General features: G+C 47.6%; 14 protein-coding genes. 1 reads left to right on the forward strand and 13 read right to left on the reverse strand.

The annotated features are described in order from the left end of the window. Positions 1-97: 97 nt before the first annotated feature. From MHI21_RS23835 to MHI21_RS23865, 7 genes are all read right to left on the reverse strand, one after another. The gene (locus tag MHI21_RS23835) at positions 98-1,252 is read right to left on the reverse strand and encodes an endospore germination permease (RefSeq protein ID WP_342419024.1); all 1,155 of its coding nucleotides are present in this window, start codon (positions 1,250-1,252) and stop codon (positions 98-100) included. Positions 1,253-1,295: 43 nt separating this feature from the next. Next, positions 1,296-1,520 carry a hypothetical protein gene (locus MHI21_RS23840; RefSeq protein WP_025720145.1) on the reverse strand — a complete coding sequence of 75 codons (225 nt, stop codon included), beginning with the start codon at positions 1,518-1,520 and terminating at the stop codon, positions 1,296-1,298. Further along, positions 1,513-2,730: a Ger(x)C family spore germination protein gene (locus MHI21_RS23845; protein WP_342419025.1), complete on the reverse strand. Its 1,218-nt coding sequence runs from the start codon at positions 2,728-2,730 to the stop codon at positions 1,513-1,515. The genes MHI21_RS23840 and MHI21_RS23845 overlap by 8 nt, the downstream gene beginning before the upstream one ends. Beyond that, entirely contained in the window at positions 2,730-4,355 is a 1,626-nt protein-coding gene (locus MHI21_RS23850) for a spore germination protein (protein WP_342419026.1), read from the reverse strand. The genes MHI21_RS23845 and MHI21_RS23850 overlap by 1 nt, the downstream gene beginning before the upstream one ends. Before the next feature lie 179 nt (positions 4,356-4,534). Then, complete coding sequence (locus tag MHI21_RS23855; RefSeq protein ID WP_342419027.1) at positions 4,535-4,873, reverse strand: hypothetical protein; 339 nt, start codon at positions 4,871-4,873, stop codon at positions 4,535-4,537. A 15-nt stretch (positions 4,874-4,888) separates the two neighbouring features. Further along, positions 4,889-5,602 carry a pirin family protein gene (locus MHI21_RS23860; protein WP_069080099.1) on the reverse strand — a complete coding sequence of 238 codons (714 nt, stop codon included), beginning with the start codon at positions 5,600-5,602 and terminating at the stop codon, positions 4,889-4,891. Positions 5,603-5,671: 69 nt separating this feature from the next. Further along, positions 5,672-6,529: a LysR family transcriptional regulator gene (locus tag MHI21_RS23865; RefSeq protein ID WP_342419028.1), complete on the reverse strand. Its 858-nt coding sequence runs from the start codon at positions 6,527-6,529 to the stop codon at positions 5,672-5,674. 181 nt (positions 6,530-6,710) lie between these two features. Here MHI21_RS23865 and MHI21_RS23870 point away from each other — a divergent pair, with 181 nt between their 5' ends. Continuing rightward, on the forward strand, positions 6,711-7,691 hold the full coding sequence (locus MHI21_RS23870; protein ID WP_250266866.1) for a DMT family transporter: 981 nt from the start codon (positions 6,711-6,713) through the stop codon (positions 7,689-7,691). A 96-nt stretch (positions 7,692-7,787) separates the two neighbouring features. Here the strand turns inward: MHI21_RS23870 and MHI21_RS23875 are convergent, their stop codons facing one another. The 6 genes from MHI21_RS23875 to MHI21_RS23900 all read right to left on the reverse strand — a co-directional run bounded on the left by MHI21_RS23875 (position 7,788) and on the right by MHI21_RS23900 (position 13,091). After that, positions 7,788-9,776 (reverse strand): methyl-accepting chemotaxis protein, encoded by a 1,989-nt coding sequence (locus MHI21_RS23875; protein ID WP_342419029.1) that lies wholly within the window; start codon positions 9,774-9,776, stop codon positions 7,788-7,790. Positions 9,777-9,930: 154 nt separating this feature from the next. Beyond that, complete coding sequence (locus MHI21_RS23880) at positions 9,931-10,338, reverse strand: DoxX family protein (RefSeq protein WP_341162852.1); 408 nt, start codon at positions 10,336-10,338, stop codon at positions 9,931-9,933. Between the two features lie 119 nt (positions 10,339-10,457). Further along, positions 10,458-11,318: a M56 family metallopeptidase gene (locus MHI21_RS23885; RefSeq protein WP_069290603.1), complete on the reverse strand. Its 861-nt coding sequence runs from the start codon at positions 11,316-11,318 to the stop codon at positions 10,458-10,460. 2 nt (positions 11,319-11,320) lie between these two features. Then, the gene (locus MHI21_RS23890; RefSeq protein ID WP_039271686.1) at positions 11,321-11,734 is read right to left on the reverse strand and encodes a BlaI/MecI/CopY family transcriptional regulator; all 414 of its coding nucleotides are present in this window, start codon (positions 11,732-11,734) and stop codon (positions 11,321-11,323) included. Positions 11,735-11,880: 146 nt separating this feature from the next. Continuing rightward, positions 11,881-12,720, reverse strand: coding sequence for a response regulator transcription factor (locus MHI21_RS23895; protein WP_341162850.1), 840 nt, complete (start codon positions 12,718-12,720; stop codon positions 11,881-11,883). Then, positions 12,696-13,091, reverse strand: coding sequence for a transcriptional repressor (locus MHI21_RS23900; RefSeq protein ID WP_023990809.1), 396 nt, complete (start codon positions 13,089-13,091; stop codon positions 12,696-12,698). Before MHI21_RS23900 ends, MHI21_RS23895 begins: the two co-directional genes overlap by 25 nt. Between the last annotated feature and the right edge of the window lie 16 nt (positions 13,092-13,107).

The raw sequence follows: 13,107 nt of genomic DNA on the forward strand, positions 1-13,107 counted from the left end.
TTGCCTCCCTTGTAGAAGTCGTATTTCTTTCTACCAAGTATACAATCAGAGGGGTAAAAGACAAATAAGAATTACTTTTCCGATAAATACAGTAATCTTATAAGTGGTCGTGTCCTGTTCTGCCTCCATGCTGGCTTTCTTTCTGACTACTGCTATCCCGCTCTCCGTTAGATGCCTTATCATCTCCGCCTTTCCCTTTAGATTTGGGTCGGAGCAACATCCATAGCAACAAGGGCATGATAACAAAAAAAATGATCATCACCGCGGTCCACTCCCGGCTGAAATCATAAATTTGCACAATGTTGGAGAACAGCATAAACGAACAGACGTAACCCAACAAACCTACGGGCCAAACCATCAGACTTCCCCATGCATGGGCAAACATACGCTTTACTGCCAAACTGGTAACGTACAGGTCAACCCCAATCTTCGTAAGAAAGGTCGGTACGGTCAGTGCGGCCACGAACAAGTCGAACCGATCCAGAAAGTCCGTTAGCTGCAATTGACGCACTAGTTCATAGGATGGATAAAATAGCCGGGACAAGATAGGAACACCAATAACCAACTCCGACAGCAACATCAGCATGGTCAGAAATGCGGTTCCGAGCAAATGCCCATACCACGCACTACGCCCATTATAGCTCTTCCCAGAAATCACAAAGGGAACCATCATGATATCGGCCATATATCCCAGCATGCGCCAGCTGCCCTTGATCACTCCATCTACTTCCGGATGTAAATAGGGTCTCAGTACCGAAAAATCCATATTACGCCCGAAAAAAAGCGGCATGGTCAGCAGCGTCAGAATCAACAAAGGTACAAAAATCTCGGTCATATTCACGATGGTGCTTATTCCGCCTTTGGCCATAAACGCCAGAGTCAAAAGCAAAATAAGAGATACGACAACAATCGGAGTCAGCGGCAAAAGTACAACCTCCACCAAATCCGTGATAACTCTCAAATCCCGTGCAAAAATGATCAGAAATAAAATAAGGTAGACTGCAAGCAGCATACGTCCTAGCACAGGGTGAAAGCTCACCATGGCCTGCATCAGGTCCTGATCAGGAAAACGCCGCTTGAGTCTCAACATGGCCCAAATCGGCAAGCATAGCACGATAGCTGCAATTACACAGGTCCAGTAGGCATGTTGATTCGCGTAATCTGCTGCCTGCGCCGGAGCATGTATAAGGGTAATAGCGACCTCCATCAATACACCAAGCAGCACGATTTGTCTGGTTGTGAACTGTCTCATGCAGGTACATCCTCCTTTTGCCCGCAGGCATCCATTACACGATTTACAACGTAGGGGGGAGCCACATGTCAATAAAACGGGCCAGCCATGTAGCCACATAAACAGTGCTCTTCGTTGATGTTCCGTAAATCCAGATACCAATGCTAATAACATACAATACACGTGAGATCCAGCGATTGACGGCAGGCGCATCCCTAATACTTTTGCGGTCAATCAGATACATGAAGAGCATAGCCAGCAATAAAGGTAATAGAAATACTTTATTCATTCTGGATTTGCTCCTTTTTGACCCCGAATGGTTTGGTGACTGCACCGATATTTTCAATATGCACGACCGGATCTATAGTGACCTCCACCTTGGGATACAGTTGATCCCATTGAGGTTTAATCCGTTCCCATTCATCCGGATGACTCGTAATAATAGCCCGGCCCAAACCAAGTACGTCTGAGTGATATTTTTGCTGGATCACCTTGACACCCTCTCCCAGCTCCCTCTTAATTTCCTCGGCTGTCTGCTGTTCCAGCCACTTCAAATTTTCCTCGTTGGAAATATCGAAATCCGTCTCATTTTCCTTCACATTCCCGTTACAGTTCATATGAACGGTCATGCGAATATCGTTCCCACGAATATATGGCTTGATATGGACATTATTTTCGATGAGGTGTACAGATATGTAGCCTCTACCTTTGGGAGGGTGGATAAATATTTCTGTCTCCTTGGCTTGCTCCATACCCAAAAGCAGAAACCGACTGAGGTGGTTATCTATAATCCCTGTTAACCTGTCTTTGCGAAACACAGCCAGTCCATCGACCTGAATATTCGTCTTCTTGTCTTTAAGGTTAGAAGGCCCATTCTTCACCAGAGACATCACCGGCACCACCGGGTCAATGCCATCCAGCAGGACGGAATTTATCAGCAGCTTAATAGAACGAGGTTTTTTCATATAGGAATAGTTGAGCTCACGCACCATTTCTGCCGGATATTGCTCAATCGGGGCATCTGCCTGAAGCACTTCCATCGCTGATCCCTTCGTAATAACAACCAGGGAAGACAGTCGGTTCTGCGGAACACGTGCCAGTACATCCATCATTTTACTAATCCCTTCTCGTGCCAGCGCCTCGCCGAACAGCAGCACCCGCCGGTGGGAGTAATTCAGTGTTCGCGAAACTCCGCGCTGTTCCTCAGTGCTTGCTCCGCGAAAGCTTGGACCTGTTTTGGACTCCAGGTAGTAGGACTTCGTACCGCTTGTACCTCCCCCTCCTCCTGTGCTGCCCGAAGATCCAAGTTGTCCGGGCAAAGCGATTTGCATCGTTACCCGATATTGATCGCCTTCTTTATCCAGACCCGTACCCATCACAAAGGCCACATCGTTCACTTCACGGCGATCCCAGCATCCTCCCAAAAGAACAGAACAAAGCAGCAGACAACAGAGCACAGCCGCTTTACGTATTTGTTGTGCATCGGATTTGTGCTTCATCACCATCCCTCCTCGGTTGTAGGCGATCCATTCATCTTTTCCTTCGCTCGTTTGTTGTTGTCTTTACCAATCCAGGAAGGACGTTTAGTCATTTTCCACCAAGGCGCACGAACGACGATATCCTTTTGATCCATATGTTTGTATGGGCTATATCCGCTCATATAAGGAACACCAAACGATGTTAGCTTGGTTAGATGCGTAGCAATCAGCGTTGTCGCAATAATGATCCCAAACAATCCGAATAATCCCGCCATCAGCATAATTGGAAATCGTAGCAGACGAACCGTGATGGCAAAGTTAAAACGCGGGATGGTAAACGACGCAATACCTGTGAGCGACACAATAATGACCATCGGGGCCGATACAATCCCTGCTTGTACAGAGGCCTGACCGATGACGAGCGCTCCAAGGATACTGACAGCCTGACCGACCGTTTTGGGGAGACGAATCCCCGCTTCTCGTAACGCTTCAAAGGAAATTTCCATCATTAGTGCTTCCACCAAAGCGGGGAAAGGGATAGACTCACGTGCTGCCGCAATACTCAAAATAAGCGTCGTCGGCAGCATATCATGATGATAGGTCGTCACCGCTACATATAATGCAGGCAGAAAGAGAGCCAATATGAGAAAAAGAAAACGAATCCAGCGCACCATATTACTGATAAAAAAACGCTCATAATAGTCTTCGCTCGCTTGCATCATCTGCCACATCGTGACTGGCCCAATCAGGGCAAAGGGCGTTCCGTCTACAAAAATAGCAAAACGTCCTTCCAATAATTGCGCCGTGACGGTATCCGGGCGTTCGGTGTATTCCATTTGCGGAAACGGCGAAAACGGGTGATCCTCAATCAGTTCCTCAATATATCCAGTCTCCAGAACACCATCAATTTTAATATCGCTGAGCCTTTTTTTGACATCCTCCACCAGCTTCGGATCTATGATCCCTTCAATATAAGTAAGGACGACGCTCGTTTGAGTTTCTGTTCCGATGGTCATGCTGTACATCTTGAGCTTGGAGGTTTTCAGTTTGAAACGTAACAGTGCCGTATTGACGCGAAGTGTCTCTGTGAATCCTTCACGCGGTCCACGAATAACCGATTCGGTCTGCGGTTCCTCCACTCCACGGCGGACACCCCCCTTGGCGCTAAAAATATACGCACGAGGCGTGCCATCTACGAACAAGGCGGCATTGCCGTCCAGTATCGCTGCCGATACCATCTTCCATTCGTCCATCGTTTTGGTTTGGGACATGGAGATACGAGTTTCATCCAGCGGCTCCAATTTGCCGTTCACTTCAGGGTCCTTGAGCATCATACCCAGAATGACAGGCCGCAGGATATGATCCTGCAAATCCTCCGATTTTACCGTACCTTCAAAATAAGCCAACAACCCTTTGCGTTCAGGGGAAATCATGAGCTCTCGATAGACGATATCAGAGCAATCCTTGAAAATATCACGCAAAGCAATCAAATTGTCTTCCACACTGCTACGTAGCGGCTGTTCCAGCCACGAAGACTCAGGCAGTCCTTTAGGCACATTGGAATTTCGTGTCTTGCGGTCTGCGGCTGGAATCGCTCTCCGGCTCCACGGTGGCTTCGGCAACTTGGGAAAGCGCCCTTTCTTCATCGTTATTCCCCCTTTACGAATGAGCCGAACAGATAATATGACATATAGGATGTACCAGCCTGCAAAGGATTATGTATCCAATGAACTCAACATGTTGAACGGATAACAAAAAGACCCTGCAATGATGCAGAGCCTTCGAAAATCCATCATATATCTGAAAATTTATGATAAAGGAATGATTAATCTCCCCAATACTCCTCGGGATGGTATTCAATCTCAGAACCAGCTTTGAACGTAAGCTTATCTGTCTGATCATGATATTCCACACTTTCCGGGGTGACGTAATACCAATGCTTCACCACGGGTCCGTCGTCTACCGGGGTTACAAAACGAAATACGTTCAACTCCCCGCTATAACGCACAATCGCCTCCGCCGTCTCACGCGGCAACTCTTGAAGCGTAAAGCGAAACACACCGTCCACCGATTCAAAATGACAATCGAAACTCTGCTTGCGGCTGTCAGCAAAGCTACGTCCCGTGACGGCATGCTTGATCAGCCATGTTTCCTGCTGCGCCATTGTGCGCACCTCCTTTTAGGGCAAATCAATCAACATATAAAAAACAGAATCTTCTGCTTTCAGTGAGAGCTTCGGCTCCTGCTCAATACGAGCGGAATCGCGTCCTTGCAGAATATGTTCACCGTTCACACGCAGCGAGCCTTCGATGACGAATAGGAACACGCGCCGACCCTCGGCCTGTGTGAATTCTACTTGCTCTCCAGGCTGAAGCTTGCTTAAATAAATCGTTAAATCCTGGTTGATTGCAGCTATTTCACCCTCTGTGCCTGGTACACGCTTTCCGGCAACGACAGGCAGAAGCTGACCTTGAAGACGCTCAGGATTGAATGCTGTAGCCTCATATGACGGTTTCAGTCCTCTCGTATGCGGGCTAAACCACAATTGCAGCAGACTGACATCCTCCGTTTGTGAAGCGTTGTGCTCCGTATGAATGATGCCGTGGCCCGCTGACATTCGCTGAATGCCTCCAAAACCGGTCACCGCTACATGTCCACGGTTGTCTTCATGACGCAGTTCCCCATACAGCACAATCGAAACAATCTCCATATCACTGTGCGGATGCGCCCCAAATCCCCGTCCCGGTGCGATGACATCGTCATTACAGACACGCATAGGACCAAACGCTGTATTGTTCTCATCCTGATACTCCGCGAATGAAAAGCTGTGACTCCCCCGCAGCCAGCCCTTATCGAAGCTGAATCGGGAAGCCGCTGGATATATTGTAAACATAATAGCCCTCCTTCAGGAAGAAAAATGAGATCAAATCCCTCTCATTGTAACCGAGCCCAAGCGATAATGCTACGCCTCTGTCTGAGTAATAATCTCATCTATAAAAGACTGCAAAGTACTGGTAACAAAGGCTTCCTTACGCCGGATAAACACCGTTGTTACTTCATTGTACGGCTCAGGCATCGCATGACCGCATACAAGGCCTTGAGCCACCAGCCCGCTAATCGACGATTCGGGAAAAACAGTCATTCCAATACCGGCCGCCACACTGCCGATAATTGTCTCAAATGTCCCAAACTCCATAATCTGCTTAGGAATAATCCCCTCCATCTTGAGCCAGGTTTCCAGCCGTCCCCGGTAGCCGCAGCCTTTTTTATACAGCAGGAGTGGACGGGTTGTAAGATCCTCGACAGAAAAGTCATCTCCTTGGGATACGAGGACCAGTTTTTCCTGAAACACATCAAACTGTTCAATCAGCGGATGCTTGACCGGCCCGGTCACAAAAGCTCCATCCAGCCGCATTTCTGCAACCTCCTGCACCAGAGACTCTGTAACCCCGGCCTTGAGGGACAACTCGACATTCGGGTACTTGCTATAGTAAGCATGTAAAATGGCCGGGAGGGCAATGACAGTCTCCACAATGCCAATCTCCAGCACCCCCGAAGGTGTAGAGGTATTCTGAAACGCATGTTTCATTTCCTCAAATTGCGATAAAATGCTTTTCGTATATTGCAGCAGACGCTTGCCCTCGGCATTGAGGATCATGCCCCGCTTATGTCTATTAAATAAAGGCGTTTGCAGTTCCTTTTCGAGCAGCTTGATTCTGGCCGTTACATTGGACTGGACATAGCTAAGCTCGGCTGCAGCCTTGCTGACACTGCCATGCGCAGCCACCGTCTGGAAAATGTTTAAATCGTTCAGATCCACTACTGCTCCCCCTTATTGTGAAGGACAAGGGGCCATTAAAATTGACGCGCCTTGTCACTTATTATCATTTTAAATGATCATAATGTTTATTTTCAATCATTTTACCAACAGCTTCCTATCCTTTATGATGTGTCCATAAGAAATGTCCGCTGAGACCGGCAAGGAGGAGCTTTTGTACATCATGAACAGACAAATCATGACCGGATCTTTATTATGCCTAATCGCCAGTATGTCCTGGGGGGCGATGTTTCCGGTTTCGCACATTGCATTACAACATATCAATCCACTGTACTTTTCATTTTTGCGCTATTTATCGGTTACACTCATTTTAGTCGTGCTATTGTGGCTCAAAGAGGGACGGACGGCATTTCGCTTTGAGGGCAAGGGCAAGACGTTGTTATTCTTTGGGACCATGGGATTCACCATTTATAATATGGCCGTTTTCCAGGGACAGCACGCGATGGGGGCAGCAGGTACTCTGGTAGCTTCTATAATGGAAGTGCTAATGCCGATGATTTCCATTGCGATGGTGTGGGTCATGACCCGTAAAATGCCTCCGAAATATACACTAATCAGCATGGTGATTGCGCTGGCTGGGGCTTTACTTGTGATCACGAACGGAAAATGGACCTTTTTCACACTTGCCGGACAACATTTACTGCCGCTGCTGCTTATTTTCGTAGGCGTCGTCGGATGGGTCGTATATTCCATGGGAGGCAGCCACTTTGCAGGATGGTCTACTCTTCGGTATTCAACCCTAACCTGCCTGCTGGGAACTCTCGTCTCCTTCGTAGTCGTCACATTTGCCTCTGCTTTCAACTGGATTGTGGTGCCGGACTGGCAGGCTGTGTGGTCAGTTAAATACGAAATGAGCTTTATGATCCTGCTTCCAGGGCTAGCTGCCCTGCTTAGCTGGAATGCCGGAATCCGAAAGCTGTCTCCACTGAACGGAATTCTATTTATTAACTTTGTACCGATTACCACGCTGGTACTCATGTACTTCCAAGGTTATGTCATTAGCCGTTTTGAACTATATGGGACAGTGCTAGTCATTTTCGCACTGATTCTGAACAATATGTTTCAGAGAAGTTCGCTGCGTCCTTCCGACAGCTCACGGGATGTCCGTTTCCGCCTGGATCGCCGCAAGTCCTTCCAACGTTAACTTCTAACCCTGCAAACCAGAAATTATGCTAAACACATTAAAAAAAGCGCCTGGATACAGAGTACAATCTCCTGTATCCGGGCGCTTTTTATCATTTTAGGATTTTCCTTCAACCTGAAAACGTCCAACCAGTTCGCGCAATTCCTCTGCCATTTGGCTCAGGTCCGCTGTAGATGAAGCAATTTCCTCAATAGAAGCGAGCTGTTGCTCAGCCGCTGCTGAGATCGACTCGGTGTTGCTCGCTGCCTCGTCCGAAATGTGGGCAATATCGCTCATAATATCTACGACACCTACAGTCCCCCGTGCCATTTCCTGAGTCACTCCGGTAATGTCATTGATATGTACCATAGCTCGTTCCACGGCCTGGCTGATCTCCGCAAAGGATTGCTCAGACGTGGTTACCGAATCAATGCCTTCCGTCACCCGTGTCCGCGCTTGATGCATAGCGCCCAGAGCATGATTCATATCCACCTGCATCGCTTCAATGCGCTCCGAGATCAAAGTAGCCGATTTCGCTGATTCCTCAGCTAGCTTACGTACCTCCGTAGCGACCACGGCAAATCCCTTACCATGATCCCCCGCACGTGCGGCCTCAATGGACGCATTCAGAGCTAACAGATTGGTCTGTTTGGCAATACCGGATATAACGCTGATAATATTCACGATTTCACCGGAGCGCTCATTGAGAGAGTCCATGGCCTGTCCGAGATCGTTAACGGTCTCATCGATGTCATGCATCTTCTGGACAGCCTGCGTAGCAGCCTTGCTGCCCTCCTGAGCCGACTCGGCGTTCATCTTCACATGTTCAGATACGCCCACCATACGCTCGGATACGTTCGCTGCTTGCTGAGCAAGCTCCTCCATATTTACGGAGCCGTGCTTGACGCTCTCCACCTGACGTTCGCTGCCCACAGCTACTTCCTGGATAGCAATGGTGACATGCTCAATCGCTTGGGTTGTCTGATCTGCACCCGCAGCCAGTTCCTCCGCTGAAGAACTTACCCGATCTGTCGTTTCGTGTACGCTTCGAATCATCGTGCGCAAACTGTCGACCATAGTTTGGAAGTGAGAAGACAATTCGCCTACCTCATCCGTTTTTCCAGTTTCCAAATCGCCCGTCAAATCTCCTTCACTGATTCGTTCTGCTGATTTTTGCAGCTTACGAATCGGTACCAGAACAGAACGGGTGATCAGGAAAATCGCGATAAGCGCAATCACCAGTGAGGCAGCCAGCACGAAAATGGTTACATAACGCATGGCAGCGGTGGCATCGCTAATCTCGGATTGATAGAAGGTGCCTGCAATTTTCCAGCCGGTATCTGTATTCGTTACATAGGTCAAATATTTCTCGCGGCCTTCATGCATATAGTTGAAGTTCCCACTCGGCGCAGTATACAACGTATCAAGCGAATTCTCCTGAGGAGATGAGCCCGCTTTAGCCGTAGGATGGACTACGAATTTCTTCGTATGATCCAAAATGATGATATACCCCTCCTGGCCCACTTTGATGGAGGCCAGTTTACGTACACTCTCCAGATTTAGGGAAATCCCGATAACCCCGGACTTGTCGGAAAGCGTCTGAGATACTACGACAACAGGAATACCCGATGAATTGATAATAACAGGCGTAATTGCAACCTTACCGGGCTGCTTCATCGCTTCGATGTACCATGGGCGTGTGCGAGGATCAAATGTCCCTTCATCCTCCTTGGGCACCCCCCGAATCATCAGCCCCTCCGGTGTTCCAACAAAAATATCCGTGGCATCTTCATGCAAACCCTTGTATTGGATCAGCTTCGGCTGAATCAAAGGGCTGTTTCGACCATCTATCATCGAGCCGTCCAGACGCTCCGCCAAATAACTCGCATCTTTAATTTTACTGGCGATTGCGTATTCAATAATTGAGTTAGCTGTCGCTACCCCCTGATTCGCACTCCCGTGGAGTTGTTTCTCCATAGCATTATATGATGATTTATAGGTCGCAATGGAAATACTTAAGCTCGGAATCAGCAAAACAAGTAAAAAGCCTAAACTTAGCTTGTTCCTGAGTGTCCATATCGTTTTTCTCTTTCGCGTTGTTCCCATGTTTTTTCCCCTTTGCTCATAAAACAATATATTTGAATTACATTCCGTGTTAGTTATATCGGCTGAAAGTAGCAAATGATTTACAATAAAATTTCACAAAGGAGAAAAACAAAAACCGCGCCCTATAAGACTAAGGACGCGGTTATATGAACATTTAGACCTGTACGTTACTGTTTTCAGTCTTTTTGCGGCCAAATAACTGATCCACTGCCAGAAAACGTCCACCGACAAGCGCTTGCTGAAGGCTGGTGAACAGAATCAGCAGATCAAATTCAATCGAGCCAAAAGGCTGTCCTTTTTTAGCGGTTAGCAATACACCAATCATAACAATGGTCAATGCCGCTCCAGCCAGTCGTGTTCCGATACCCAGAACCAGTGCAATTCCTCCAACCAGCTCAACCGTAGCGACCACAGGGGCCATCCAACCAGGGAGTCCGATACTTTGGAAGAAGCCGGAGGTTCCGTCTAATCCCTGAAACTTTTGTGCACCGTGAACGATAAAAATAACCCCTGTAAAGATTCGTACCAACAATAATCCAATATTCATAAGCGTTTGATTCATTTGCTCATCTCCTTTTAAGTTGTATAAAAATCATGTAACAAACTACATAGTGTAGTGTGTTGCACATCGAGAATTGGGAGCGCGAAAAGCGCCACCCGCAGGAAACATTTCTTGTCCAACTAGATTAGCGCCAGTGCGAACATAAGTGTCAGCATCACTAGCACATAGCTGGAAAACATAATCGAACGCCAAGGCATTTGAATGACAGGTTCTTGCTGAGGGTCTAAAATACGTGAGATACGATAATTAATGGACGTTTCTGCAAACGAGGAACAAGCGGCGGAGTTTACCAGGCGAGTATTGGCAGGCGTCATACTCAGAAGCTTGAGCAATGCGCTCCCAATCCCAACTGGTGAACCAGCTCGATGAATCGCTTCGTTATCAGCCAAAATTTCACGGGCCGTCTTATAATGATTGGTAATGTGACGCAGCACTGGCAAGTAAAACAGCTGTTTAGCACACACTTGCAGCAACCAGGTCTTCAACGGATCATAATGTTTCATATGATAGGCTTCGTGGTATATGACAGCCTCTTCCTCGTGCTTGTCCAGTACGGACAATAGTGCAGAGGACAATACAATACGTGGCTTCCATAATCCCATGGTAAAAGCGGCTGGCTTGGCATAATCAATGACCCATATCCGATCGGTCCCGAGTTCACGATATCGCTCACCCAGTGCCTCGGTCAGAGAGAGGTCACGCATTCGGTGCAGTCTGCGAAAAGCTGCCCTGGTAGCCATACACTGTCTGACTGCTTCTCCTCCGGCGATAGCGAAGGTAACGAAAACCAGCCCGCTGAGCGCATCCACCATGTAGCCAATTCCGTAGTGCTGCAACAAACTTCTGCAAATTTGAAACACGTTATAATTCAATTTCCAGCCGAAAACATGCTGCCCGGCGTACATACCCATCTGTATAAGGGCGAAACCCGAAATCAAGGCGCCTGCTGTAAACAGTAATTTAGAACGTGTTTTCCACATCGCTACATATCCTTTTTCCATTGTTTAATTTTTTGTTCCAGACGTTCGATCAACTTCGGATCGGCCACCTCCAGAGCATCAATCATATGATTGACAGCAAGCGGACCAAATTCATCCACCAATTCGTGACTGAGTCCCTTGGATTGCTCATCCATGAACTCTTCCCTACTTAAAACTGGACGATATAAAGACGTTCTCCCACGTATACTCTTACTCAGTATCCCCTTGTCCACTAAACGGTTCATCACGGTCATTACCGTATTGAAGTTAAAGTCCCGATCCCCCTCCAACGCGGTCTGCACTTCTTTGATACTCCGATCCGAAGTGGACCATAAAATATCCATAATCTTGGCTTCCAGAGGCCCGAAAAATCGGTTAAGCCCGGTTTCGCCAGCTTTAAAATTCAGTCGTTTCATAAGAAGCACCTCACACTACCGATTGTAGTGTATATATCCGGCTAAAGTCAACCGTCACACCTAATGTCAGTTTCTTCATGGAATCCTATACAAACCGCCGAATGTCTCCATCCGGCGGAAATTCATCGGTATTCATAACTTTCAGGTCAATCTGCCAATCTGTATCCTACACCTCTTACGGTTGCAATATATTCAGGTTCCGCAGGTCGATCATCTAGCTTCTTACGCAAACTTTTGACATGCACATCTACAACGTTACTACCGCCTACAAAATCCGTCTCCCAGATATCGTGCATCATTTGCTCGCGAGAGATCACTTTGCCTTGAGCATCAATCAGCTTCAGCAACAAATCGTATTCTGTTTTAGTCAGATTCAGTTGACTCTCTTCTTTATATACCAGCATTTTATCTCGGTCAATCCAGATGTCCTTGAACACCGTACGACGGCTGGCTTGCGCTGCCTGACGGGAAACGGCAGGATGGCGTACAATCATCCGTTCAATGTCATGCACCATATGATTGGAAGCCAGCGGCCACACCAGTACCTCTTCTGAAGGAAGCAGCTCATTCGCATGTACAGACACCCGATCCTGAACCACGTACATAACCGGTGTGTCTTTCATGTCTTCTACCTCCAGACGATTGCGGATATCCAGTAATTCACTCTGTGGTTCGGTGGCGGTCAAATCGTAAATCAACAGATCGCTTCCCAGATGACGCTGCACTTCAGGCTCCCAGCGATGAAAAACCATCACATCAAAACACGCATCTGACAACGTACGCACCAACCCGTGAACTATACCCGGTACCGAACTGATTAGAATGATACGACGTGTAGTCGGACAATACAAAGGCTCATTGGAGGGAACGGTCTGCACCGTAGGTGTAGAGGGAGCTGCTAACATCGATGTCCAACTGCCCTTCACCCTTCTAGGCATGTCAGCCACTTTGAAACGATTCGTTATCTGATTCGCTTGCTTTGACATTCCTTACACACTCCTCCGAATACGACATGGGCATGGGCAATATTATACCCCGTTTCATGCGCAACCGTGTCAATCCAATCATGTGGGACTTCACTCATCACTTCATCTACCCGGCCGCAAACCTGACAAATAATATGCTGATGATCGTCCATCCGTCCGTCATAACGACTAGCAGCTTCCCCCAGCTTCAATTCACGGATTAATTCCTTATCCGTCAAATAACGCAGTGAATTATATACCGTTCCATAGGCCAGATTATATCCGCGCTCCATCAACCGATTCATAACATCGGCCGCAGTAGGATGATCGTGGGCTTCACGAACCACATCATATACCGCTTGGCGCTGCGAAGTTAAATTTAAAGTTCTCATGCCGCATCTCCCTTAA

The organism is Paenibacillus sp. FSL H8-0168, from assembly GCF_038592955.1.
Taxonomy (GTDB): domain Bacteria; phylum Bacillota; class Bacilli; order Paenibacillales; family Paenibacillaceae; genus Paenibacillus; species Paenibacillus polymyxa_B.

Coding starts and splice junctions, on each gene's coding strand:
- MHI21_RS23835 (WP_342419024.1), bottom strand. CDS start 1,252: ATGAGACAGTTCACAACCAGACAAATCGTGCTGCTTGGTGTATTGATG.
- MHI21_RS23840 (WP_025720145.1), bottom strand. CDS start 1,520: ATGAATAAAGTATTTCTATTACCTTTATTGCTGGCTATGCTCTTCATG.
- MHI21_RS23845 (WP_342419025.1), bottom strand. CDS start 2,730: ATGAAGCACAAATCCGATGCACAACAAATACGTAAAGCGGCTGTGCTC.
- MHI21_RS23850 (WP_342419026.1), bottom strand. CDS start 4,355: ATGAAGAAAGGGCGCTTTCCCAAGTTGCCGAAGCCACCGTGGAGCCGG.
- MHI21_RS23855 (WP_342419027.1), bottom strand. CDS start 4,873: ATGGCGCAGCAGGAAACATGGCTGATCAAGCATGCCGTCACGGGACGT.
- MHI21_RS23860 (WP_069080099.1), bottom strand. CDS start 5,602: ATGTTTACAATATATCCAGCGGCTTCCCGATTCAGCTTCGATAAGGGC.
- MHI21_RS23870 (WP_250266866.1), top strand. CDS start 6,711: ATGAACAGACAAATCATGACCGGATCTTTATTATGCCTAATCGCCAGT.
- MHI21_RS23875 (WP_342419029.1), bottom strand. CDS start 9,776: ATGGGAACAACGCGAAAGAGAAAAACGATATGGACACTCAGGAACAAG.
- MHI21_RS23880 (WP_341162852.1), bottom strand. CDS start 10,338: ATGAATCAAACGCTTATGAATATTGGATTATTGTTGGTACGAATCTTT.
- MHI21_RS23885 (WP_069290603.1), bottom strand. CDS start 11,318: ATGTGGAAAACACGTTCTAAATTACTGTTTACAGCAGGCGCCTTGATT.
- MHI21_RS23890 (WP_039271686.1), bottom strand. CDS start 11,734: ATGAAACGACTGAATTTTAAAGCTGGCGAAACCGGGCTTAACCGATTT.
- MHI21_RS23895 (WP_341162850.1), bottom strand. CDS start 12,720: ATGTCAAAGCAAGCGAATCAGATAACGAATCGTTTCAAAGTGGCTGAC.
- MHI21_RS23900 (WP_023990809.1), bottom strand. CDS start 13,091: ATGAGAACTTTAAATTTAACTTCGCAGCGCCAAGCGGTATATGATGTG.